The organism is Cyanobacterium aponinum PCC 10605 (assembly GCF_000317675.1).
GTDB lineage: Bacteria > Cyanobacteriota > Cyanobacteriia > Cyanobacteriales > Cyanobacteriaceae > PCC-10605.
The window spans coordinates 2,729,993-2,756,038 of the sequence record NC_019776.1 but is presented as its reverse complement, the minus strand read 5'-3'; the positions used below and the strand labels follow the sequence as shown (position 1 = coordinate 2,756,038).

General features: G+C 34.3%; 18 protein-coding genes. 9 read left to right on the top strand and 9 right to left on the bottom strand.

Annotated elements, in window-relative coordinates; all coding sequences use genetic code 11:
- Window positions 1-319: 319 nt before the first annotated feature.
- On the bottom strand, window positions 320-1,372 hold the full coding sequence (locus tag CYAN10605_RS11515; RefSeq protein WP_015220117.1) for an aromatic ring-hydroxylating dioxygenase subunit alpha: 1,053 nt from the start codon (window positions 1,370-1,372) through the stop codon (window positions 320-322).
- Window positions 1,373-1,632: 260 nt separating this feature from the next.
- Here CYAN10605_RS11515 and CYAN10605_RS19165 point away from each other — a divergent pair, with 260 nt between their 5' ends.
- From CYAN10605_RS19165 to CYAN10605_RS11500, 3 genes are all read left to right on the top strand, one after another.
- On the top strand, window positions 1,633-5,148 hold the full coding sequence (locus CYAN10605_RS19165; protein WP_015220116.1) for a DNA methyltransferase: 3,516 nt from the start codon (window positions 1,633-1,635) through the stop codon (window positions 5,146-5,148).
- Between the two features lie 555 nt (window positions 5,149-5,703).
- Window positions 5,704-7,086: an aldehyde dehydrogenase gene (locus CYAN10605_RS11505; protein WP_015220115.1), complete on the top strand. Its 1,383-nt coding sequence runs from the start codon at window positions 5,704-5,706 to the stop codon at window positions 7,084-7,086.
- 28 nt (window positions 7,087-7,114) lie between these two features.
- On the top strand, window positions 7,115-8,086 hold the full coding sequence (locus tag CYAN10605_RS11500) for a DUF4351 domain-containing protein (RefSeq protein ID WP_041922844.1): 972 nt from the start codon (window positions 7,115-7,117) through the stop codon (window positions 8,084-8,086).
- Window positions 8,087-8,234: 148 nt separating this feature from the next.
- Here the strand turns inward: CYAN10605_RS11500 and gcvP are convergent, their stop codons facing one another.
- From gcvP to CYAN10605_RS11485, 3 genes are all read right to left on the bottom strand, one after another.
- Window positions 8,235-11,261: an aminomethyl-transferring glycine dehydrogenase gene (gene gcvP, locus CYAN10605_RS11495; RefSeq protein WP_015220113.1), complete on the bottom strand. Its 3,027-nt coding sequence runs from the start codon at window positions 11,259-11,261 to the stop codon at window positions 8,235-8,237.
- A gap of 393 nt (window positions 11,262-11,654) precedes the next feature.
- Window positions 11,655-12,806 (bottom strand): ABC transporter permease DevC, encoded by a 1,152-nt coding sequence (gene devC / locus CYAN10605_RS11490; RefSeq protein WP_015220112.1) that lies wholly within the window; start codon window positions 12,804-12,806, stop codon window positions 11,655-11,657.
- Window positions 12,807-12,905: 99 nt separating this feature from the next.
- Complete coding sequence (locus CYAN10605_RS11485; RefSeq protein WP_150109001.1) at window positions 12,906-14,183, bottom strand: HlyD family efflux transporter periplasmic adaptor subunit; 1,278 nt, start codon at window positions 14,181-14,183, stop codon at window positions 12,906-12,908.
- A 163-nt stretch (window positions 14,184-14,346) separates the two neighbouring features.
- Here CYAN10605_RS11485 and CYAN10605_RS11480 point away from each other — a divergent pair, with 163 nt between their 5' ends.
- From CYAN10605_RS11480 to CYAN10605_RS11470, 3 genes are all read left to right on the top strand, one after another.
- Window positions 14,347-14,922 (top strand): TetR/AcrR family transcriptional regulator, encoded by a 576-nt coding sequence (locus CYAN10605_RS11480; protein ID WP_015220110.1) that lies wholly within the window; start codon window positions 14,347-14,349, stop codon window positions 14,920-14,922.
- 491 nt (window positions 14,923-15,413) lie between these two features.
- Entirely contained in the window at window positions 15,414-16,370 is a 957-nt protein-coding gene (locus CYAN10605_RS11475) for an RNA polymerase sigma factor, RpoD/SigA family (RefSeq protein WP_015220109.1), read from the top strand.
- 109 nt (window positions 16,371-16,479) lie between these two features.
- Entirely contained in the window at window positions 16,480-17,571 is a 1,092-nt protein-coding gene (locus CYAN10605_RS11470; protein ID WP_015220108.1) for a pyridoxal-phosphate-dependent aminotransferase family protein, read from the top strand.
- Between the two features lie 248 nt (window positions 17,572-17,819).
- On the opposite strand, the gene CYAN10605_RS11465 is transcribed toward CYAN10605_RS11470, so the two are convergent.
- Window positions 17,820-18,275 carry a phosphoribosyltransferase gene (locus CYAN10605_RS11465; RefSeq protein ID WP_015220107.1) on the bottom strand — a complete coding sequence of 152 codons (456 nt, stop codon included), beginning with the start codon at window positions 18,273-18,275 and terminating at the stop codon, window positions 17,820-17,822.
- 141 nt (window positions 18,276-18,416) lie between these two features.
- Here CYAN10605_RS11465 and CYAN10605_RS11460 point away from each other — a divergent pair, with 141 nt between their 5' ends.
- Complete coding sequence (locus CYAN10605_RS11460) at window positions 18,417-21,374, top strand: UPF0182 family protein (RefSeq protein WP_015220106.1); 2,958 nt, start codon at window positions 18,417-18,419, stop codon at window positions 21,372-21,374.
- 94 nt (window positions 21,375-21,468) lie between these two features.
- On the opposite strand, the gene CYAN10605_RS18875 is transcribed toward CYAN10605_RS11460, so the two are convergent.
- The 4 genes from CYAN10605_RS18875 to CYAN10605_RS11445 all read right to left on the bottom strand — a co-directional run bounded on the left by CYAN10605_RS18875 (window position 21,469) and on the right by CYAN10605_RS11445 (window position 24,393).
- Complete coding sequence (locus tag CYAN10605_RS18875) at window positions 21,469-21,639, bottom strand: hypothetical protein (protein WP_015220105.1); 171 nt, start codon at window positions 21,637-21,639, stop codon at window positions 21,469-21,471.
- Between the two features lie 339 nt (window positions 21,640-21,978).
- Window positions 21,979-23,091, bottom strand: coding sequence for an AI-2E family transporter (locus tag CYAN10605_RS11455; RefSeq protein ID WP_015220104.1), 1,113 nt, complete (start codon window positions 23,089-23,091; stop codon window positions 21,979-21,981).
- Between the two features lie 369 nt (window positions 23,092-23,460).
- Window positions 23,461-23,799, bottom strand: a complete 339-nt coding sequence (locus tag CYAN10605_RS11450; protein WP_015220103.1) for a hypothetical protein — start codon at window positions 23,797-23,799, stop codon at window positions 23,461-23,463.
- A gap of 24 nt (window positions 23,800-23,823) precedes the next feature.
- Complete coding sequence (locus CYAN10605_RS11445; protein WP_015220102.1) at window positions 23,824-24,393, bottom strand: hypothetical protein; 570 nt, start codon at window positions 24,391-24,393, stop codon at window positions 23,824-23,826.
- Window positions 24,394-24,544: 151 nt separating this feature from the next.
- On the opposite strand from CYAN10605_RS11445, the gene purN reads away from it, so the two are divergent.
- A complete protein-coding gene (purN, locus tag CYAN10605_RS11440) occupies window positions 24,545-25,183 on the top strand; it encodes a phosphoribosylglycinamide formyltransferase (protein ID WP_015220101.1) in 639 nt (212 codons plus the stop codon).
- Between the two features lie 94 nt (window positions 25,184-25,277).
- On the top strand, window positions 25,278-26,033 hold the full coding sequence (locus CYAN10605_RS11435; protein WP_015220100.1) for a PD-(D/E)XK nuclease family protein: 756 nt from the start codon (window positions 25,278-25,280) through the stop codon (window positions 26,031-26,033).
- Window positions 26,034-26,046: the final 13 nt, after the last annotated feature.

Below are 26,046 nucleotides of genomic sequence, written 5' to 3'. Positions count from 1 at the left end.
AAACCCTCTACATTTTACATCCTCTCATTTCTCTTTATGCAAAAATTGCATTTTACTTTTTTCGTTTTGACGGAAAAATATCTGATTATTCGCAATTATTAACCTTTACCTGATACCTTGCGTCAGTATATTAATGCAAAAAACAATATCTTTAAAATCAATTTTAATAATTTTTTTGTCAATTATTATCGCTTTTCTCTATTCTAAGCCTTGCCTTGAAAGGAGAGATATAGAGGTGTTGCCCCTATTCCCTACCTTCATCAGTCCATTTTTGGCTAGATGCAAAATCTAAGTTTACTGTTTTTAGCCCTTTGCCTTTTTATAATCTATTCACTGATTGCCATTGGTTTATAATTAGTTTTTGTACAGGTGCGATCGCACCATTTAGTTCATAATTACGCCGTAAAGGATTACGATTAAAAGCCTCTTGTTCTTGTTTTATCATTGCAATATCTTGCTCTACCAATCCATCTAATAAACCCTTTGCCGCATTAAATAAACTATTTTTCACAAAACGACGAAACCACACGGGTAACTTATGTAAACGCCAAAAAGCCTGTAAAGAAGTAAAATGAATTAGATAAGCCTTCGTAGTAGTTTCATCAATGGGGCAGAATAAACAATAAATTTTGAAATCTTCCCCTAAACTTGAACTCCAATGAGGATAAATATAACTTACCCTTAAAGGTTCAGGATGTAAACGTCTTAGGGCAGGAAAAAATAATTGAGAAACAGACCATATTTTATCAATACGATAATAACTTTGAGCAGTATATAAAACATCTATGCGTTGAGAAGTTGTCTCAATTTCCTTTAAATTCGCTTCTGCCCATGCCTGATAATTGTCATGTAAATGCCCGTGATACATATCCATTAAATTTTCGATTAAATAAGAAAAATGTCCGGGGCAGTTAATAGTAGTTACACTAGCAATATAGTTAAGATGCTCCCATTCAGGCAAACCCATAGGCTTAATTTTTTCCGAGTCACCATCACCTAAAAACAACCAAATAAAACCATCTAATTCCTGTACGGGATAAGCCTTTAACTTACAACTTGGCAACCTTTGATTTTCCTGTAAATAAGGTACAAAAGAGCATTTACCCTCCCCATTAAACCGCCAACCATGATAAGCACATTCAATATCATCACCCACTACTACACCATCACTTAACTTTACCTGACGATGGGGACAACGGTCTTCTAAAGCCTTAATTTTTCCTTGAGCGTTACGAAAAATTACAATATTTTCATGCCAAAGAGTCACACAATAGGGTTTATCTGTTACTTCCACACTTCTAGCAACCACATACCAATGATTAGGATTAATTCCACAAGTACGAATATTTGGCTTAACTTCTAGTTGTCCCATACAATATTGAATATTAAATGATTATCTTTAATTCTCTTACAAATATTATCGGAAAATCTCTGTAATTCTCCTTAAAATCCCAAAAAGGTTTTTGAAGGATTAGAGTATTGGGGTGTTGGGTATTAGGGAGAAACAAGTAACGAGTTAGGAGTTATTAATTATCAACTATTTACCTTTGCCCTTTGCCCCTTGCCCTTTTAACTTTACCCTTTCTATCACAAGCAATAATTCAGATATACTCAAAGCAAGAGAGTCAAAATATGCCCTTATTAAGTTGGAATGAAATTAAAAATAGAGCCTTAATTTTTAGTCAAGAATGGCAAGGAGAAATATCAGAAAAAGCTGAATCGCAATCATTTTGGAATGACTTTTTTAATGTGTTTGGTATTTCCCGCCGAAGGGTGGCAACTTTTGAAGAGTCTGTGAAAAAATTGGGCAATAAGCAGGGATTTATTGATTTATTTTGGAAAGGGGTAATTTTAATTGAACATAAATCAAGAGGTAAAAATTTAGATAAAGCCTATCAACAAGCCATTGATTATTTTCCTAATTTACAAGAATTTGAGTTACCAAAATATATTTTAGTTTCAGATTTTGAGCGGTTTAGATTATATGATTTAGACAGTAATAATAATCATGAGTTTTTGCTTAAAGATTTTATTAATTATGTTCACTTATTTGATTTTATAGCAGGATATAAAAAACGAGAATATAAAGAAGGAGATCCAGTTAATATTCAAGCGGCGGAGTTAATGGGAGAATTGCACGATCGCCTCTTAAATATTGGTTATAATGGACATAATTTAGAAGTATATTTAGTGCGTTTATTATTCTGTTTATTTGCCGATGATACGGGCATATTTAATAAAGGCATTTTTCAAGAATATATAGATTTATATACGAAAGAAGATGGTAGCGATTTAGCTATGCACTTGGGTTATATTTTTCATATTTTAAATCAACCAGAAAATAAAAGACTGAAAAATTTAGATGAAAATTTAGCTCAATTTCCCTACATTAATGGTAAACTTTTTGAGGAAGTTTTACCCCCTGCTTCCTTTGACAGTGAAATGCGTCAAATGCTTTTAAAAGCCAGTGCTTTAGATTGGGGGAAAATATCTCCTGCAATTTTTGGCTCAATGTTTCAGGCGGTGATGAATCCCCAACAAAGACGCAATTTAGGGGCGCATTATACCTCAGAGAAAAATATTCAGAAAGTAATTAAACCTCTTTTTTTAGATGATTTATATGAGGAGTTTTATAAAATCAAAAATAGCCAGAATAAGTTAAAAGAATTTCAAGCAAAATTAGCTCAATTAAAATTTTTAGATCCTGCTTGTGGTTGCGGTAACTTTTTAATTGTTTCTTATCGGGAGTTACGAGATTTAGAAATTTTAGTCTTAAAAGAATTACAAATAAAAGGACAATTAGAGTTAGATATTAGTAATATTATTAAAGTTGATGTAGATCAATTTTATGGCATTGAATATGATGAATTTGCCGTTAGAGTGGCAGAAGTTGCAATGTGGTTAATTGACCATCAAATGAATATGAAAGTTAGTAATGAATTTGGTCAATATTTTGTCCGTTTACCTCTGAAAAAGTCGGCTAATATTATTCATGGTAATGCTTTACAAATTGACTGGCACTCCCTCTTAAATCCCCCTCCTTTGAAGGAGGGGTTAGGGGGGGTAGAATCTAAATCTTTAAAGGATGGATTAGGGGTATTTGAATTAACATCTGGAAAAGAAACAACAGAAAATAATTATCCTATTTATAAATCAATAAGCAACCTTAAAGATAAAAAAGAGTTGAGAAAATCTCTAAGAAACAATGCAACTTCAGCCGAACAATTACTTTGGAAAGCCTTACAAGGAAAGCAATTAGATGGTTTTAAATTTCGCAGACAACATTCTATTGGTAATTACATCTTAGACTTTTTCTGTCCCAGTGTTAGTTTAGCCATTGAATTAGACGGTGAAACTCATTATACCCCTGAAGCACAAGAATACGATCGCATCCGAGATAATTTTCTTGCCAATGTCGGAATTAGGGTAATTCGTTATCACAATCATGATGTATGTGATAATTTGACGGGGGTTTTAGAGGATATTCGGCAATATCTTTATAATCCTGATGCTTCTTTCACTCAACGTAAATCTATCACTTCCAACCCTTCTAGCATAGGAGAGTCTAACACCCCTAACCCTTCTAGCATAGAAGAATCTACCACCCCCAACCCCTCCTACATAGAAGAATCTACCACCCCCAACCCCTCCTACATAGGAGAATCTACCACCCCCAACCCCTCCTACATAGGAGGGGAGAATAATGGGCTAGGGGAAGTAAATAACTTTGATTTTATTTTTGGTAATCCTCCTTTTGTGGGTCAAAGTTATCAAAATGCTCAACAAAAAGCGGATATGAGTTTAGTTTTTAATGGAGTTAAAAATGCAGGTGTTTTAGATTATGTGTGTGCATGGTATTTAAAAGCATCTCAATATCTCAACCCCCCTCAATCCCCCCTTGGTAAGGTGGGAGGTTTTACCGTTAACTCCCCTCAATCTTCGATAAATTTCCCTACTTTGAAGGAGGGGTTAGGGGTAGTTAAAACCCGTTGTGCTTTTGTTAGTACAAGTTCTATTTCTCAAGGTGAGCAGGTAGGGGTTTTATGGCAGGAATTATACACTAAATATAAGATTAAAATTCACTTTGCCCATCGGACTTTTTCTTGGAGTAATGAAGCAAAAAATAACGCAGGAGTCCATTGTGTTATCATCGGTTTTGGGTTAGAAAATATGGAGAATAAGCGACTTTTTTCCTATGAAAATATTAAGGGTGAAGCTAGTGAAATTAATGTAAAAAATATTAATCCTTATTTAACAATGGGAGAGGATATATATGTGTTATCAAAATCATCGCCATTGTGCGATGTACCTCCTATTAAAAGAGGAAATTCTCCCTACGATGGCGGTAATTTTTTATTAGATGAGATAGAGAAAGAAAACTTATTAAAATTAGAACCACAAGCCGAGAAATTTGTCAAAAATTTTATAGGTGCAAAAGAATTTATTAATGGAAAAAATAAATATTGTATATGGTTATTAAATGCTAATCCTGCTGATGTAAAACAATGTCCGTTAATCTTGGAAAAAATAGACAAAGTAAGAAAATTTAGACTTAATGCCAAAGGAGCGGAAACCCGTAAATATTCAGCTTTTCCTAGTTTATTTAGAGATAAAAACAACCCTCAAACATTTATTGTTATACCTCGTGTGTCATCAGAAAATAGAAAATATATTCCTATGGGATTTTTTTACAAAAATAGTATTCCTGGTGATACTTGTATGATTATTCCTAATGCAGATTTATATTTATTTGGAATCTTAACCTCAGAAATGCACATGACATGGGTTAAATATGTGTGCGGAAGATTAGAAAGTCGTTTCCGTTACTCAAAAGATATTGTTTATAATAATTATCCTTTCCCTGAAAATGTGACGGCAAAACAGAAAGAAAAAGTAACTAATTTAGCTCAAAAAATACTCGATATAAGAAACAAATATCCTGATAGTAGTTTAGCGGATTTGTATGACCCTTTAACCATGCCTCCCGACTTATTAAAAGCTCATCAAGCCCTTGACAAAGCAGTAGATTTATGCTATCGAAAACAGTCTTTTTCCAGTGAGTTAAATCGCATTGAATTCTTATTTAATTTATATGAAAATCTTACTAATCCTCTCCTGAAATCACAAGGCAAAAAGAGCAAAAAATAATCCTAAAACTTCTCCTCTTTTAAGGGGAGATACAGAGCAGGGTTTTTTCATTCTCAAAAATGTCAATTTTTGCAACTAACAAATAATCTCAGTTCGGTTTAAGAATATCTGATAAGGTTAGGTGTCAGGTGTCAGGTTGCAGGTTGCAGGTTGCAGGTGGTAGGGGTTTTTAGCAAGGGTCTTAAGCCCCTTGTTTAAGTCAGTTCGGATTAAGGCAATTTTATCGTTATTTCTAAGTTATTTCTAAGAAGCTATAAGGTTTTTTGACTACGAGTTGGTCTGCTTTCAGCTTATCCAAAACTCAGGTTAACAAATAGTAACAGATACAGGAGTTTTTAAGTATTAATTAATCAATTATTAAGAAAAAACGCTCCCCTCTACTGTGGGAGAGGGGGTGGGGGTGAGGGCAAGATAATTTTACCCAGACTTTGAAAAAACCTTGGATACAAAGGGGTTTCCCTTTTTCTTACCTCAATGAAATTTATTGCACTCAAAGCAAGAGAGTCAAAAATGTTAAATTAGCAATGTTTAGTTTTATTAAATTTATTTGCCATTATGCTTACTTCTAATTATTCCATTGCTTCTCTACTAGATAAACAAAGACAGTATTTTGCCACAGGGGAAACCAAGTCTGTTGATTTTCGTTTACAACAGTTAAAAAAATTAAAAAGTGCGATCGCATCTCGTCAAGATAAGATATTAGAGGCATTAAAAGCGGATTTAGGCAAACCTACCTTTGAGGGATGCTTTGAATTAGCAGTTTTACAAGATTTAACCTATGCCATTAAAAACCTGAAAAAATGGGTTAAACCCCAGAAAGTAAAAACAGGGCTTGAACTTTTTCCCGCCCAAGCCAAGATTCATCCTGAACCTTTAGGCGTAGTATTAATTATAGGTCCTTGGAATTATCCCTTTTCTTTGATGATTTCTCCCCTTATTGGTGCGATCGCATCTGGTAATTGTGTACTGCTAAAACCCTCGGAAATCGCCCCTCATACCTCTGCTTTACTCACGGAATTAATTAGGGATACATTTCCCTCCGAATATATTTGTATCCAAGAAGGTGGCGTAGAAGTAGCTCAAGAATTATTAGCCTGTAAATTTGACCATATTTTCTTTACTGGGGGTACAAAAATTGGACAAATCGTCATGGAAGCGGCGGCGAAACATTTAACCCCTGTCACCCTCGAATTAGGAGGAAAAAGCCCTTGTATTGTCGATACACAAATCAATCTCACGGAAACCGCAAAACGCATCACTTGGGGTAAATTTATTAACGCAGGACAAACCTGTATTGCTCCTGATTATATCCTTGTGGATGAGAAAATCAAAGCAGATTTAATTAAGGAGATGAAAAAATGTGTTGAAAGCTATTTTGGTGATAATCCTGCTGATAGTCCCGATTTTGCCCGAATTATTAATCATAAACAGTTCGATCGCCTTCAAAATTTATTAACCGATGGTAAGATTATTATTGGTGGTAACTATAACCGTGAAGAAAAATATATTGCTCCCACCATCTTAGATGAAATTTCCCCCGACTCTCCCATTATGCAAGAGGAAATTTTTGGACCAATTCTCCCTGTTTTATCCTATCAAACCCTAGAAGATGCGATCGCGTTTGTCAACAGCAAACCCAAACCCCTTGCCCTGTATTTCTTCTCCCATAACAAAGACAAACAGCAGAAAATCTTGAGAGAAACCACATCAGGGGGATTATGCTTTAACGAAACAATTATGCACGTAGGAGTCACCGAATTACCCTTTGGAGGAGTAGGAGATAGCGGTATTGGTGCATACCATGGAAAAGCAACCTTTGATACTTTTTCCCACCATAAAAGCGTTTTATCCCGCCCATTTTGGGGAGATTTAAACTGGCGTTTTGCTCCCTATAGCGAAAAAAATGTCAAGTTATTTAAACAAATATTTACAAAATAACCTGAATCCAGAAACTTATCGGATAGTAATGACGGAAATCAACGCTAATTATGATGAACCTTGGAAAGAAGCCATAGGAGAATACTTCGATCGCTTCTTGGAGTTCTTTTTCCCACAAGTATATCACTTAATAGACTGGTTAAAACCACCAATTTCTTTAGACAAAGAATTACAGAAAATTACTGCTGATTCTGATGATAGTAAAAGATTGGTAGATAAATTGTTTCAAGTATGGCTAAAAAATAATCAACCAGTGTGGATTTTGGTTCATATCGAAGTACAAAGTCAATATGATAGCGATTTTAATCAACGAATGTTTATCTATCATTATCGCACCTTTGATTTATACCGAAAACCCGTAATTAGCCTTGCTATACTAGGAGACGAAAAAGAAAAATGGCGACCATCGAATTATGGCTATGATTTAGGTGGATGTAAATTAAACTTAGATTTTCCCGTAATTAAACTATTAGATTATCAAGAAAAATGGGAAGAATTAGAAAGAGATTTAAACCCCTTCGCCATAATGATAATGGCACATTTAAAAACCAAGACAACCACAAGTAATTTAACAGAAAGAGAACAATGGAAATGGTATTTAATCAGAAGTTTATACGATAAAAATTTCAGTAAATTGGAAATAGTAAAACTGTTTAAATTTATTGATGCGATGATGACATTACCACCATTGTTACAACAAAGTTTAAATAAAAAAGTTATTGAATACGAGGAGGAAAAAGTGATGCCCTTAATTAGTCCTTTCGAGCAAATGGCGGAAGAAAGAGGTTTAGCGAAAGGTTTGGAAAAAGGTTTAGAGCAAAGAATTGAAAAGGAAAAAGAATTGATTATTCGCTTATTAACACGTAAATTGGGAACAATAAATACTGATTTACAAACTCAAGTAAAAGCTCTAAATATCGAAGATTTAGAAACCTTAGCAGAGGATTTATTTGATATGAATTCCATTGAAGATTTACAACAATGGTTAAGTAATTACTAATTTTTATATCAGACAAAAATCTTGATAGTAGCTTGAAATATAGCTACTTTTTTTATTTCAAAATAATTAAGTAAGCTAATGTTTTTGGTCAATTTTCTCACCTGACACCTAACACCTAACACCTTTTCAACAACGATACTTTTATAAGCTAAGACGCAGTATAACTCTCCATGCCTACACAAGAACATACCAAATTGCGATCGCCTTTAGCATTATCAATACGAGCCACAGAAGTCCAAAATTTATGCTCTTTAGTCCATTTATCAGGATAAGCGGCCATTTCTCTGGTGTAAGGGTGATTCCACTCAGATTTAAGCAACATTTCGGCCGTATGGGGGGCATTTTTTAAGAGATTATCATTTTTATCCATTTCCCCTTTTTCAATGGCTTCAATTTCCTTACGAATGCTAATCATAGCATCACAAAAACGATCTAATTCGGCTTTTGATTCACTTTCTGTAGGTTCGATCATCATTGTACCTGCAACAGGCCAAGACATGGTAGGAGCATGGAAACCATAATCCATTAATCGTTTTGCCACATCTTCCACGGTTATATCCGCAGTTTTACGAAAATGACGTAAATCAATGATACACTCATGGGCAACTAAACCATCTTTACCAGTAAATAGAATAGGATAGTAAGGGGCGAGACGATGTGCCATATAATTAGCACTGAGAATGGCTATCTTCGTGGCATGGGTTAACCCTTCTCCTCCCATCATGGCAATATACATCCAAGAAATGGGCAAAATACTAGCACTTCCCCAAGGGGCGGCGGAAATCATACCAATAGACTCCTCCACATTTCTTTCCTCATTAAGGATAGACTCCTGCGCATCTCCCCCCTTATTAAGGGGGGTTAGGGGGGTTAAAGAAGTAGAAGGTAAAAAAGGTACTAAATGAGAGGCGACACCAATGGGGCCAACCCCGGGGCCACCCCCACCATGAGGGATACAAAAGGTTTTATGTAAATTGAGGTGACAAACATCCGCTCCAAAATCTCCCGGTTTACATAAGCCAACTTGGGCATTCATATTCGCACCATCGAGATATACTTGCCCACCATAACTGTGGATGATACCGCATATATCCTTAATCCCTTCCTCAAATACCCCATGAGTAGAAGGATATGTCACCATTAATGCCGCTAATTTATCTTTATGTTTCTCGGCTTTTGCCTGTAAATCAGCAATGTCAATGTTGCCTTCCTCATCACATTTAACCGCAACCACTTTTAAACCACACATCACCGCACTAGCAGGATTTGTACCATGAGCAGATTCTGGAATAAGACAAATAGTGCGATCGCCCTCTCCTCGACTGTCATGATAACGACGAATAACTTGTAACCCTGCATATTCCCCCTGAGAACCAGCATTGGGTTGTAAAGAGACTCCCGCAAAGCCCGTAATTTCTGCTAACCATGTTTCTAACTGAGAAAAAAGAGCCTGATAACCCTTTGTTTGAGACAATGGTGCAAAAGGATGAATATTATTAAATTCAGCCCAAGTAATAGGTAACATTTCTGAAGTCGCATTTAACTTCATTGTACAAGAGCCTAGAGGAATCATGGAAGTTGTTAAGGATAAATCCTTGCTTTCTAAACGGTGTAGATAGCGTAATAATTCCGTTTCGCTAGTGTGTTGATTGAAAACTGGTTCTGTGAGAAAACGACTTTGACGCTGTAAAGAAACAGGAATCCCTAAACGGCTAATATTATCATCTCCCTGATAGATAGAAGCATCCAATAAAGGAGATTTATTTTCTAATAAGCGAATATAGACAGTATTTTGAGCAAAAATTGCACAAATCTGATTAACTTCTGTGAGAGTGGTTGCCTCATCCAGACTAATACCAACACCATCACGGTAATAGCGGAAATTAATCTGCTGATTTTCTGCTAATTCCCGAATAGAGGCAATTAACTCATTATCATCGATTTTAACCTTGATAGTGTCGAAGAAATGTTCAGATTGTAACTGATAACCTAATTTTTCTAAACTATTGGCTAAAATACGGGTTAATTGATGTACTCTGGTGGCAATATTTTTGATCCCTTTTTCCCCGTGATAAACTGCATAACTAGAAGCAATTACCGCCAATAAAACCTGTGCTGTGCAAATATTACTGGTAGCCTTATCTCTGCGAATGTGTTGCTCTCTAGTTTGTAATGCTAATCTTAAAGCAGGTTTACCCTGGGCATCTACCGAAACTCCCACTAAACGCCCCGGTATCTGTCGTTTATATTCTTCTTTCGTGGCAAAATAACCAGCATGGGGACCACCATAACCTAATGGTACACCAAAACGTTGACTATTTCCCACTGCAATATCAGCATTTAATTCTCCGGGGGATTTTAATAATGCCAATGCTAATAAATCGGCGGCTAGAATCACTAAGCCTTTTTCTTGATGAATTTGCTCAATAATGGCTTGATAGTCGTAAATAGTGCCGTCAGTGGCAGGATATTGAAGTAAACAACCGAAAACGGCGTTTGTAAAGTCATAAGTAAAGGGATTGTCAATAATTAACTCAATATCTAAATATCTCGCCCTTGTTTTAATTACTTCAATGGTTTGAGGATGACATTTTTCATCAACAAAAAACAGCTTTGACTTACTTTTACTTGCTCCATAACTCATCGTCATGGCTTCTGCGGCGGCAGTGCCTTCGTCTAAGAGGGAGGCGTTAGCAATTTCTAATCCCGTTAAATCTATTACCATTGTCTGAAAGTTTAACAAGGCTTCTAATCTTCCTTGGGCAATTTCAGGCTGATAGGGAGTATAAGCAGTGTACCAATTGGGGTTTTCTAAAATGTTGCGTTGAATCACCGCAGGGGTGACACAATTATAATAACCCATACCAATAAAAGAACGATATACCTGATTCTCAGATGCGATCGCACTTAATGTTTTTAATGCCTGAGTTTCAGTTTGAGGAGAAGGTAAATTAAAGGGTTTAGAGAAGCGGATAGATTGAGGTATCGCCCTATCAATGAGAGAGTCAAGGCTATCATAACCCAGTTGTTTTACGATCGAATCTTCTTCATAACTATCGATACCGATATGACGATGAATAAATTGATCTTCCCTAGGTATGCTAACATCACTATTGACTTTCTGCTCACTGTTTTCTGAGACAAAAGAGGAAGCAATATTTTCTAAGTCAAGCATATTTTTTGCAGAGGAAATAAATCTCATATTTACATATCTTAATGTTAACGAAATATTAAGAGATTCGAGCAATGGATTTTCTTCGCTACCAGGAGAGGGTATTGGGGGGGAGAGGGAGACAAGGTGTCAGGTTTCAGGTTTCAGGTTGCAGGTGTTGGAGAAAGTAATAAGTAACGAGTAATGAGTAATGAGTTTTGATAATTTATTATGATTAATTGATTGTTTCAAGATTTTTTATTCTTACTTAAAATCTGCAAGTCAAAAATCCCCCCATCTCCCTCTCCCCTTATCCCCCGCTCTTTTTTCTTTCTCGAAAATGAAACAGCCCTGGGGGATAAAGGGGGGTTTGCCCTTCCCCGTTGCCCCTTCCCGAGTATAATTAAAAATTAGAGCTTAAAAAATATCAGCAGGATCAGCAGATTTTAATTTATTAACTGCGATCGCACCTGAGAAGCCACACATAAACAAAGTTAACAGAAAAACAGAAATAATTAAAGACTTACTTAAAAAAATCGGTAAGCCCGTAGCTTTAGCGGTAACAGAGTAAAGAAAGGCAGAAAATCCTAAGCCGGGTAAAAATCCAATACAAGCGAGAATAATTGCCTGTTGAAAAACCAACACTAACAGATAATTGTTGGTGTATCCCATGGCTTTGAGAGTGGCATATTCGGGCAAATGATCCGCAACATCTGTGTAAAGTATTTGATATACAATTACCGTTCCCACAATTAACCCCATTACCGTGCCAAGGGTGAAAACAAAACCCACGGCAGTAGTATTTTCCCAGTAACTACGCTCATAGTTAACAAATTCATCTCTGGATAAAACTAAAACATCTCCGCTACTGAGTTTGTTTTTGAGAGTTTTTATTACAGCCTCTGTATTGGCATCTTCTTCAAGGTTAATTACCCCTACATCAATTAAACCTTTATCTCTTTGGGCAAATATTCTTAAAAAGTTTAAATCGCTAGTGATGATATTTCCATCTGCACCAAAAGTTGCACCAATAGTGAATAAACCAGCTACTTCAATTTGACGATTACTTATTTCCGTTTTAACTGTTTTTCCTTCTTGAAAAAGCTCAGGAATAGGTCCAAATTCTGGACGAGAATCTGTATCAAATAATACCTGATCTGGTTGTTTTAATTTATCTAAGTTTTTTTGTACTCCTGATAAGTTAAAAATTGGTTCCTTGGGGTTAAATCCCATAATCATTATCTGTCTAGTTTTTTGATTAAGAGGATTTTTCCAAGTAGTGAAACCTATATATAAAGGGTTAATTGATTCAACTTCTTTAACAGCTAAAGCCTCATATAAACGGCGACTAGAAAAACTTTTCATCCCAATTAAAGCATCAGATTGAGGGCTAATTAAAAATATATCTCCTTTTATATTTTCATGAATTCTTACTGCACTATTTAACAAAGCTGTCTTAAATCCTAACTGCATAAACATCAAAATATCAGCAAAACTAATACCTGCGATCGCAATTAAAAGGCGGATTTTTTCTTTACTTAATTGTAGCCATGCAAGGGGAGTTTTCATAATTAATTTTTTATCTAAAATTATTAATAATGGTAAGGAAATAAGAAATAAAAATTTTGATAATTGTCAGTTATTATATTAATTAAGTACAGTTTTTATTTATAAGAGAATATTCACAATGACTTGGGAATAAATTAGGTTTTTTATCTTATTATTATCTTCTGGATTAATCGCAATTTTTACCTCTACTACCCTGGCATCAACGCTGGCGGCTGGATCGGTTTCTAAAACGTCTTTTTTACCTATTTTAGAGCTTATTTCCGTAATTTTGCCCGTAATTATACCATCAAAGCTATTATTCTCACTCCTTATCTGGGTTTCTTGCCCTAACTTTACTTTGCTAATATCGCTCTCATAAATTTCTGCGACAACTATCATCTCCTGAGTATTGCCTATTTCTACTATCCCTTGGTCACTACTGATATTTTCTCCCGGATAAGCATTTATATCGATTATTTCCCCATCTATGGGGGCTTTAATGATAGTCAAATCTAAATCGACTTCTGCTTGATTAACCAGTGCGATCGCACTCTCTACTTGTGCTTGAGCTTGTGCTACATCCACAGGGCGAATTTCCGAAATTTCATTTAAAGTAGCTTGGGCAGAGGCTATCTGTTTATTTAGGGTATTAACTCTTTGAGTGGCAAGGGCTTGAGCCTCGTTAATTTCCTCCGATAGGGTGCTAATGGTTTTTCGATAAATAGCTAAGGCTTCTTGATAACGTTTATCGGCTGTCTCAAGGGTTAATTGACGATCATCTAATTCGGATGCAGAAATTACCCCCTCTTTTGCTAATTGTTCATATCTATTTAATTGGGCTTGAGCGTTATTTTTTTCTGCTTGTAATCGGTCTATGGTAGCTTGTCTTTCCTCCCTTTCAGAAGCTAATTGGGCTTGTAAACGATTGATTTTAGCTCGATCAGTTGCGATCGCACCTTGTAATTCAGCTTGAAGTTGAGAAACAATAGCTTTTTGAGCATTGATTGAACCTTCCTTTGCTCCAGCTTTAACGATATTAAGATTTTCTTGGGCAACAGTTAACTCTTTTTTTGCTCGTTCTAATTCTGCTTTTTTCAAATCATAATCGGAAGTATAGGCAATAATATCACCCTTTTTTAGCCAATCTCCTTCTTTCACTAAAAGAGTTTTGACCCTTGCCCCTGCCAAACTAGGACTAGGGGAAACATTGATAACCTCTGTTCGGGGTTCTATTCTACCTAAACCACCGATGGAAGTAATAGGAACAGGTTGGCTAATCTCATTTTCTGAGGAAACATTCGGCTTTCTTTGACTAACCACATAAAGACCTAGACCAACCATCATTATTACCCCAAATGCCGTTGCAATTATCGTAATGGATTTGCCATATTTTTCCATTATTGAAATTTTAGCTTCCCCCATATTCCCTTTTATGATTTAATGAATGTATAAATAAAAATGGTTTTTCTACCCTGTTATCATACTAGACGGTCTAGTCTAATCTTGTCAAGACAAAAATATTGTCAAGAAAATCAAGAACTTTAAGAAGAAAAAGAAAAGAATGGAAGAAAAAGCGGAAAAAATTTTGCAGGGTGCATTATCACAGTTTTTATCTTATGGTTATGCAGGTACGACCATGGATAAAATAGCTAAATCATCTGGAGTTTCAAAACAAACTTTATATAGTCATTTTGGAGATAAAGAAGGATTATTTTATGCCTTAGTTAGTGACATGGCTTCCCGTAAATTTAAGTTAGTCTGGGAAAAGCCCTTAGAAGGAAAACCACAATTAGTATTAAAAAACCTAGCAGAAACCATCATAAAAGAAGTTAGTGATCCTCTTTATTTAGATTTTATTCACCTCATTGTTACGGAAGTAAAAAACTACCCAGAAGTTGCTCAATTATGTTTTAAAAACCTTGCTAAACCTGCCATCAATCAACTTACTAACTATCTACAAAATAGTCCAGATTTAACCTTAGATGACCCAGAAGCGATCGCACATATTTTTGTCAATAGCATCTTACACTATGTTTTAACTCAAGAAAAACTACAGGCAAAAAAAGTCATTCCTTTAGAGCAAGAGCGTTTAATCAATAATTTAATTACTCTCATCGTTACACCAAAGGGCAATTAGTGAATAGTGAATAGTGAATAATTAATAACTCAGAACACTCATTACTCATTACTCATTACTCATTACTTTCTCCAACACCTGCAACCTGAAACCTGAAACCTGACACCTTGTCTCCCTCATCCCCCAAACACCCTGATACTTAAACTTATCCGATATTCTTAAGCCGAAATGAAGTTAATTATTCTTTGTTGAAGATTTTTAGTATAATTAATCACATTTGCAAAGAAAGCCCAAACCTTAATTAAATCAACAAAGGGAGAAATAGTCAAAAAAAAATTTTACAAAAATTAAATCTATGCTTTATGATGATATAGGGTCAACTTTTCTATTATGCCGTAAGAAAAACAGATAAGACAAGGTTGACTCATTGTATTTGAACTATTGTTCAGCATAAAACCTAAAAAAATTGCTGACTTTTGCACTTTATTTTGTATAATTTTAATTCTCGGAAATATTATTAACTGAAATATATAAAAAAAAATAGAACAATTATGCAAGCACTACCTAAAAATATTGATACCATTAGAGTATATCTCAAGGAAATAGGCAGAATTCCCCTTTTAACTAAAGAGGAAGAAATTGTTTTAGCCAAACAAATTCAAGAGTTAGTTGCGTTAGAAAAAAAACGAGAAACTTTGAAGAAAAAGTTGGAAAGAGAACCTTCTAAAAAAGAGTGGGCAGAAGCGGCAAAAATCTCTGAAAAAAATCTCGATATAAAAATTAGTCGAGGAGAAAAAGCCAAACGTAAAATGGTTGAAGCGAATCTTCGTCTTGTAGTTTCTATTGCGAAAAAGTATCTTAAACATAATTTAGACCTACTCGATTTAATTCAAGAAGGTACTATTGGTATGCAAAGAGGGGTAGAAAAATTCGATCCCAAAAAAGGTTATCGTTTCTCTACTTATGCTTACTGGTGGATTCGTCAAGCTATTACTCGTGCGATCGCAGAAAAAAGCAGAGCAATTCGTTTACCCTTACATATTACAGAAAAATTAAATAAAATCCGTCAAACTCAAAGAAAATTGTCTGAGGAAAAAGGTCGTCCAGCAACCATTGCTGAATTATCCGAAGCCTTAGAGTTAACTACAGAGCAAGTGAGAGATTACTTAGGTAAAGCCCGTCAACCCCTCTCCTTAGATTTAAAAGTAGGAGACAATAACGATACTGAATTAGGAGAGTTATTAGAAGATAAAGGGCAATCTCCCGAAGATTTTACTGACTACTCTTGTCTTCAGTTTGATTTGCGTCGTATGATGTCCGATTTGACTCAACAACAACAAGATGTCATCAGACTTCGTTATGGGTTAGATGATGGAAAACCTTTGACCTTGTCAAAAATTGGTACTATCCTCAATATTTCCAGAGAAAGAGTTAGACAAATTGAAAGAGAAGCCTTAACCAAATTGCGTAAACGGAAAGAGGTTATTGAGGAATATATTGCTAGTTAGTTTAATTAGGAATTAGGTTTAATTAGGAATTAGGAATTAGTAATCAATCATGTTTTTTGTTAAAAATTAATCTATACAATTAACCTAAATACAATAAGGGAAAAAGTTAATGCAAGATAAATTAATGTTAATGATTCCAGGTCCTACTCCCGTGCCTGAGAGGGTATTATTAGCCATGGCACAGCACCCAATAGGGCATCGTAGCGGGGATTTTAGCAAAATCATTGCGGAATTGAATGAAAATTTGAAGTGGCTACATCAAACTAAAAACGAAGTTTGTACCCTTTGTGCTTCTGGTACTGGAGCGATGGAAGCTGGTATTATTAATTTCTTGAGTAAAGGCGATCGCGTTTTAGTCGGAAATAATGGTAAATTTGGTGAACGTTGGGGTAAAGTAGCAAAAGCCTTTGGTTTAGATGTAGAAGAAATTACCGCCGAATGGGGCAAGGGCTTAAATCCCGATGATTTCAAGGCAAAATTGGAAGCCGATACAGAGAAAAAAATTAAAGCAGTAATCGTTACTCACTCTGAAACTTCCACAGGTGTTTTAAACGACTTAGAAACCATTAACAAATACGTTAAAGCCCACGGAGAAGCCTTAATCATTGTCGATGCTGTTACCAGTTTAGGAGCTGTAAATGTACCTGTGGATGAATGGGGCTTAGATGTAGTTGCCTCTGGTTCTCAAAAAGGTTTCATGATTCCTCCCGGTATGGGCTTTGTTGCAGTGAGTGAAAAAGCATGGAAAGCCTATGAAACCTCAAATTTACCTAAATTTTATTTAGATTTAGGAGCATACAAAAAAGCCAATGCCAAAGATAGCTCACCTTTCACCCCCCCTATTAATCTCATGTATGGCTTAAAAGCCGCTTTAGAGATGATGAAAGAGGAAGGTTTAGAAAATATTTTTGCCCGTCATAAATATCTTACTCAAATTACCCGTGAGGGAGTTAAGGCTTTAGGATTACCTTTATTTGCCAGTGATAACGATGCGGCTTTAGCAATTACTGCTGTCGCACCAGATAACCACGACGCAGAAGCAATTCGTAGCGCCATGAGAAAAAGATTTGATATTGCTTTAGCGGGTGGACAAGATCACTTAAAGGGTAAAATCTTCCGTATTGGGCATTTAGGCTTTGTTTCCGAAAGGGATGTTTATACTGCACTATCTGCCTTAAAAGAAGTAATTTCATCTCTCTAGTTCATTTTGGGGACTAGGTTTTGGGGATTGGGGTGTTAGGGAGATAAAGTGTCAGGTTTCAGGCTTCAGGTTTCAGGTTGCAGGTTACAGGTTTCAGGGGGATGAGGGGAAAATTAATTAAACATTGTTGCCCTCCCCCCTCTCGAGGGGGGATAAAGGGGGGTTTGCCTCTTGCCTATTGCCTTGTATTAATTACTAATTACTAATTACCATTGCCCTTTGAACTTTGCCCCACTGCAAAAAGTTTATTAGTCAAAAGGTTGAACTATCCAAACCGAAGCAGGTGTTATCTCACAAAAGTAATCTGCCTGACATTGACTGTGGGATTTTTGCCAAATAACTGCCGTATCCACCTTGACTTGCCATTGATTTTCTAGGGCTTTTTTCACCGCTATCATTGTTACTCCCGTATCTAATAAGTCATCTACTAATAAAACTCTGTTGGTGGGAGGCTCAATACAAGATAGTTGTCCTAATAATAAATTTCCTTGTTGATTCTGTTCAGAATAACTTTTCGCTACAATAGCCGATAAGGGGATATTTAACCTTCGGGAAAGATAATCTCCTAAATAAAAACCTCCTCTTAAAATAGAGATAATTTGAGAATATTCTTGGTTTTCTTGTATGATTTTTTCGGTTACTTTCTGACAATATTGCCAAAATTCATCCCAAGTAAATATCAGTTTTTGATTTTCTTCTAACATTTTTTCTATATCAATGTCCTTTGAATAATATCACTAGAGCTAAAATTTTATTATTAACTCTGAAATTTAAATTAAATTGTAATTATTTTTTTCAGTAAACTACCTAATTCAAATTTTATTATATTTTTTGAATAACCTTTGATGAAAACGATTAAGTCCCCTTTTAATATCTTATTTTTTGCAGTATTTAGTCTATTAATAATTTGGATTATTCTTTTATTAATTAGTTATTTTACTGTTAATGTTCTTTGGTTTGAAGAGTTGGGCTATCCGCAAACTTTTTTTACTCAATTTCTAAGTAAGTTTACTATTGGGGGTCTTGCTTTTATTATTTCCACTTCTTTTTTATGGTTTAATTTAGCGATCGCATCTAGGCAAAGAAAGCAACAAGAACAATTTTTTGCTAAAGGAAAAGATAAATTAACTCCTCAATCTCCTCCCTTAAAATTACGTTTATTATTACCAATAGTAATCAGTTTTTCTGGTCTAATTAGCTTAACTTTATTCTATTATACAAAGTTTTTCACTCAAATTTCTGGGGCTAGTTTATTATTACCAAATTTAAGATCTCCTTCTTCACTACCTTTACAATTAGCTATTTTTACCGATATTGCTAATAATTTACCTCTGAGAATATGGCAGATTATTTTAACAATACTTGTTACTTTATTTTTAATATTTAAACCCAGACAATGTTTTAAATTTATCTGTATTTATTTTAGTATCATAACTAGCTTAATTATTGGTGATTATTGGTCAAGATTTCTTCATTATTTTTATAGTATAAATCTAGGAAAAACCGATCCTATATTTAATATTGATTTGAGTTTTTATTTATTTAAAATTCCTGCTCTTCAGATTCTCGCACTGTGGTTACAGAGTTTATTTATTTTTACAATTTGCACTGTTACCTTAACTTATTTACTATCTAATAAAAGTATTTCTGAGGGAAAATTTGAAGGTTTTTCTCGCTATCAATTAAGGCATTTATATGGTTTAGGTGGCGGTTTAATGATTATCTTAGGGGGAATTCACTGGCTAAATCGTTATTTACTCTTACTTTCTCCCGATGGAGTTGTTTATGGTGCGGGTTATACAGATATTCACATTAATTTGCCAAGAGAAACTATTGCTACAGCTTATGCTTTATTAATGGGCATTTGGTTATTAACTAAGTCTTTTACTGGTTCAGGAAAAAGAAATCATCCTCATTTACAAGCAGAAAAAAAATATTCTTTACCTTTTTCGACTTTACCTTTTATTGGTTATTTCGTCTTATATTCTTTCGGAATTTTATTGGCTGTGATGGTGCAAAATACCATTGTCCAACCCAACGAATTAGCGCTAGAAACTCCCTATATAATTAATAACATTAAAGCCACAAGATCTGCTTTTAATTTAGATGAAATAGAAGTAAAAACGTTTAATCCTGAGGGGAATTTAACCGCCGAAGACATCAAAAAAAATCACCTTACTATTGATAATATTCGTCTTTGGGATACCCGCCCTATTTTACAAGCTAATCGTCAATTGCAACAGATTCGTCCTTACTATGTGTTTGCGGATGCGGATATTGACCGCTATCAGTTAAAGAGTAGTATTAATAGTGATATTAACGAAAATACTCAAGTTATTCTCGCTCCTAGAGAGTTAGACTCCCAACTATTGCCGAATCAAGCACAAACATGGGTAAATCAACATTTAGTTTATACTCATGGCTATGGATTTACCATGTCTCCTGTTAATAGAGTGGCACAGGGAGGACTACCTTATTATTTTATCAAAGATATTGGTACGGCTCAGGATCCGGGGGAATTAAATACTTCTTCAGCAAGAATTAGAGAGAGTATCCCCTTTTCCCGCCCTCGTATTTATTACGGGGAGGTAACAAAAAACTACGTCATGGTAGATACGAAAGTGCCTGAATTTGATTTTCCTAGTGGGGAAGATAATGTTTATCATACCTATACTGGCGATGGGGGAATTAAAATTGATTCTTTTTGGCGCAAGTTTATTTTTTCTGTCTATCTTCGGGATTGGCGGATGTTGTTAACTCCCAATTTTACCCCTGATACTCGCATTCTTTTTCGCCGTAATATCACAGAAAGACTAGGTGCGATCGCACCTTTTTTATATTATGATCGAGATCCATACCTAGTAATAGCACAAACAAACCCTGAAGATAAAAATTCCCTACATTGGCTTATAGACGGTTATACCATATCTGACCATTATCCCTATTCTGACGGTGGAGAAAACCAATTCAACTATATTCGCAATTCAGTAAAAGTCTTGATTAATGCGGAAAATGGCAATACCCATTTTTATGTGAGTGATTCCACAGATAGAATTATTCAAGTATGGCAAAAAATATTTCCCGAATTATTCAAACCTCTTTCGGCAATGCCACCAACTATTAAACAACATATTCGTTATCCCACTGACTTGTTTAATACCCAATCAGAAAGACTTTTAACCTATCATATGATAGATCCTCAAGTATTCTATAACAGAGAAGACCAATGGCAAGTACCCGAAGAAATTTATGGCAATGAAATATTGTCCATGCAACCTTACTATCTAATTATGAAACTGCCCATCGGCAAACAAGAAGAGTTTATTCTTCTTCATCCTTATACCCCTATTTCCCGTGCCAATTTAATTGCGTGGTTAGCGGCTCGTTCTGACGGAGAAAACTATGGTAAACTTTTACTATACCAATTTCCAAAACAAAAATTGATTTATGGACCTGATCAGGTAGAAGCCTTGATAAATCAAGATCCTGTCATTTCTGGTCAAATATCTTTATGGAATCGTCAGGGTTCAAAAGCTGTTCAAGGACACCTGTTAATTATACCCATCGAACAATCATTATTATATGTTGAGCCTGTTTATTTAGAAGCGGATAAAAATAGCGTACCAACTTTAGCAAGGGTGATTGTAGTTTATCAAAATAAAATTGTTATGGCAGATAGTTTAGAAAATGCGATCGATAATATTTTCTCCGATGGAAAGGAAGATAGTTCAGCTATTATTCGCCTTTTGGAAGATGCAGCAATTCCGCTATTAGAACCAAACTTGAATAATACTAACCAATGAGAAAGCAAAGACCTTTTTTTGTTAAGATCCTGCTTTATCGTATAATATAGTTAAATGATTTAAAGTAAAAGGTAGAGCGTTGTTATTCCCCTATTTATCTGGCTAATGAGAAGGTTGAGGGCGAAGAATCTCTACCGTTTTTTGTTCCTTGATTCACTTGACAGTCGGGGCAAGGTACAGGATAATAATCAAAAGAGTTAACGTAGTCAGACAATCTTTGTTCAAGAATCCTACCAGTATTTTTACATTTTAAACAAAACTTCATGATTCCACCTCAAATTTAATAAATGAATAAATGAATATTTGCATCAGACATTTCATATTGTAAATCTTTTGGTTGTAACTATGATCGTTGATATTACTTAATTTTAGACATTTTTAAATGTTAATTTATATTAAGTATTTGGCATTAATTATAAAAAAAATATTAAATTAGTATATTAATTTTACAATTCGTTTAACTTAATTCTATATTTAGTTTTCTCAGATACATTTTTGTCCTAGTAATCCTCAGTAAATTTGCTTAATTTCTGATTATTATTCATTAGTTAATACAGAGAAATTTACTTTTACAAATATCAACTATTAGTTTCTATAAATAGCTCTAAAGCTCATCATCATCATCCAAATTAGCTGATAACTTAAGAGAAGACTCATCAAGAATCATTTTTGGTGGTCTTAAATCGTCAATAATTTTTTTGATGACACTAGCTACAGGTACAGCTAAAAATATGCCTAACAAACCACCTATTTTTGCCCCGAGAAATAAAGAAATAATCAACCAAATAGGATTTAAACCAATTAACTCTCCCATTAAACGAGGTGCAACTACATTATCGGTAACTTGGTCAATAATAGTAGCTGAGACAAAGAAAAATAAAGCTAATTTACCACTCTTAAAAACAATAATTAGAGTACATAATATAGTCAAAAATCCTCCTAAAAGAGGTACTAAACTAGCAATACCAATACCAAAAGCAAATAATAAAGCCGAAGGTACACCTAATAATATAAAGACGACAAGACGAACCACACTAGCAATGCCCACTAAAATTAAACGGCTAAAAAAGTAATCTTTAAAAGTCTGACGAAAATAACGGGGAATTTTCACATTCCAAGGTTCAGGGAAAAAACTATATAAACCCTGCCAAAATTTATCCCCTCCTATCAATAAAAATATGGTAAAAATAACAATAAATAAAACGTCAAAAACGCTATTAATTGTAGTTACAACAATATTGAGAGTTTGAGTTCCTAAAGTCTTAAGAATAGAAGATATTTTATTTGTTATTTCTTGAATAATACCGTCTAAATTAATGGAAAACTTTTCAAATATGGGTAAATCAGAAAGAGATATTAAATATTGATTAGCCTGTTTTATCCAAGTGGGAGAGTTGATAATTAGCTCATTTAGCTGTTGAATTAAAAGAGGAATTAAGATAAAACTATTAACAATGAGGAATATTAAGGCAGATAACAAAACGATTGTAATAGCGATCGAGCGATTTACACCTTGTTTGATTAATAATTTAATGACTAATTCTAGTAAAAAAGCAATAATACTAGCAATAATTAAAAAACTAACTAAAGGCTGTAGATAATCAATAAGAACAAACAGTAAAAAACCGTTAAGAAAAAGAAGAGGAAATAGAAAAAATATTTTCAACCATTGGGGTATTTTATTCCACAATTCAAAAAATTTAAAGTTATCTTTCATTAGAGAAATAATCTAAAGATTTTATGTTTTAGGGAGTGAAAATTGGAAACTTTAATATATAACCTGAGTTCGGCATAAATTTTTATCTATGAGTGATGGCGAAAAGGTCAAAGGGCAAAGGTAAATAGTGAATAGTGAATAATTAATAATTAATAATTAATAATTAATAACTCTGAACACTCATTACTCATTACTCGTTACTTATTACTTTCTCCAACACCTGCAACCTGCAACCCTGTACGGGCGAATGGCCATTCGCCCCTACTTCTCCCTCATCACCTCATCACCTCATCCCCCCAACACCCTCACACCTGCAACCTGACACCTTTTTTTTTGGGATAATTTATCATCTCCAAAGTAAGAGAGCCATTATCTTTTTCCTTGTCTAATTCTTAAACCTTCTTGAAAACCTCGATCATAATCAGGGGAATTTCTTGGATTATCATATCTTAAACCGTTAATACCGTCACTGCGTCCTCGAAAATACTCTTGCTCAGGTGGTACGGGGCGATACCTGTCTTCATTGGCACGACGGTTATTGTTAATAATTACACTTGTACCAACTCCTGCACCTACTCCTAACATAAAATCACCAAAACTAGCCTGTGCAGGTTTGATATTTATAGTACCAAAAGAAGCAAAACTGGTGGCACAAATACTGAAGGTAATTAGCTGATTTTTTAAACTGTATTTTGACAAATTTTTCATGGTTATTTAATATTATTTATTGATTTAAAATTGAGCTTGATCAGAAATAGGTTCTAACCATCCAGAACTTTCTATGTTGATAATTTTTGGTTCATTATCTATCATGGCAAAACGAATTTTATCGGTGCTTAAGGATAGGTAACGATTTCCTGTTTCTGTATCAACTTCTCTGGCTCTTACTCTGGTTAACAATGCCATTTCTCCACTATCATTAATTTTTGTGGTGGTATAAGAAGAAATTATTTTTTTCCCTTTCACTTTTTTGAAACTATCGTTTAAAAAGCCCTCATGATCGTCTTTTCCTTCTACGAAAGTAGTAATTTTTTGATTATCTATTTCCACTGTGATAGAAGTAATAACATAGGGAGCAAGATATTCTAAAATACCTGCAATATTTTCTTCTGCTTCCGCTTGTTCTATTTCTGTCATAATTTGAGTTAAAGTGTCTTCTGTTAGCCCTGTTTGTGTTTCTTGAACTAACAACAATGGTTTTTTCTCTGATACAGTTTCGGCTTTAATAGAATCAGAGAAGGGTATTAATTGACTGGCAATAAAACCCATAATTAAAACACTGATTAAATTATTTTTTTTCACTTTTTGTTACTTATTTTTATTGATTTTGAACTCCTAGAAAATTATATCTTTTATTATGATGATGGAAAGAAATTATAATATTTATTTAAAAATGATAATTATGAAAAAATAGATGTATAATATTATGTTTATGTTTATTAAAGGTTAAATTATGGATCATTCTTCTTCCTCTTTTATTATTTCTCCTTATCCCCAGTCCATCAAGTTAGATAAAACCCTTAAATTAGGGGTTATGGCTTCGGGTAGTGGCAGTAATTTTGAAGCGATCGCGCGTTCTATTGATGAGGGAGAATTAAATGCTAAAATTGAATTGTTGATTTATAACAATCCTGAAGCTACGGTAAAAAATAGAGCTCAAAAGTATCAAATTCCTTCACTTTTATTGAATCATCGGGATTTTTCCAACCGTAAAGCCTTAGATAGGGCAATAGTAGAAGAATTTAAAGCCCGTGATGTGGAATGGGTAATCATGGCAGGTTGGATGAGAATTGTTACAGAAGAATTGTTAAAGGCTTTTCCTCAGAGAGTGATTAATATTCATCCTAGTCTCTTACCTAGTTTCAAAGGGATTAACGCCATTGAACAAGCATTAGAAGCACAGGTGAAAATAACTGGTTGTACTGTACATTTAGTGGATTTAGAGGTGGATAGTGGCCCTATTTTAGTTCAAGCCGCCGTACCAATTTTACCCAATGACACCCCTGAGACTTTACATCAACGAATTCAGATTCAAGAACATCGTATCATAACTCAAGGAATTGCGATCGCAAGCGCACTTCAGGGAAGCTGAGATTGCACATCACCACTTCGTGAATACAGCTAGTGCTGATAGAGAGTAAACTATAGAAAATTCCAAAGTTATCTTTTATTTGCATCCGATAAAAATGAATAAATATTGGAAATTATCTCAAAGTCAACTCAATTTACTGCAAACTTGTCCTCCCCAATTTCAAAAAGTTTATATAGAAAAATATACGTCGATTCCTAATCTTAGCAATGAAGAAAAAACTGTTTGGGGAAAAAAATTTCATTATCTAATGCAACAATATCAATTAGGAGTAAATATAGAATTATTAAAAGATGAAAATCCTGATTTAATTAGAAGTGCAAAAACATTAATCGAGGCAACAGAAGATATTTGGAGTAATCCTAAGATAAAGCTAAGAGAAGCAGAATATCAAATTAATTATCAACTAGATAAATATCTATTCACTGTTATTTATGATTTGTTAGTTTTTTATGATAATAAAGCTATTATTTTTGACTGGAAAACTTATCCATTACCAGAAAACAATAATAGAATATTACATAATTGGCAAACAAAACTATATTTATATATTTTAGCAGAAAATAGTAATTACTTACCTGAACAAATTTCCTTTACTTATTGGTTTGTTAAACAGTCTGATAAGCTCCAAAATTTAACTATTAATTATGATCAGAAAAAACATTCTAGTACAGAAAAAGAATTAAAAAACCTCTTAGTTAATTTAGAAAAATATTATCAAAATTATCGAAATAATAATATAGATTTTCCTCATCATTCAAAATGCGAAACTTGTTTTTATCGGAAAAATTTTGCTCATTTATTTGTTTCTAATAATGAGTTTATTCCTCAATCTCTCGATGATATTTTTTAACCTGAGTTCAATA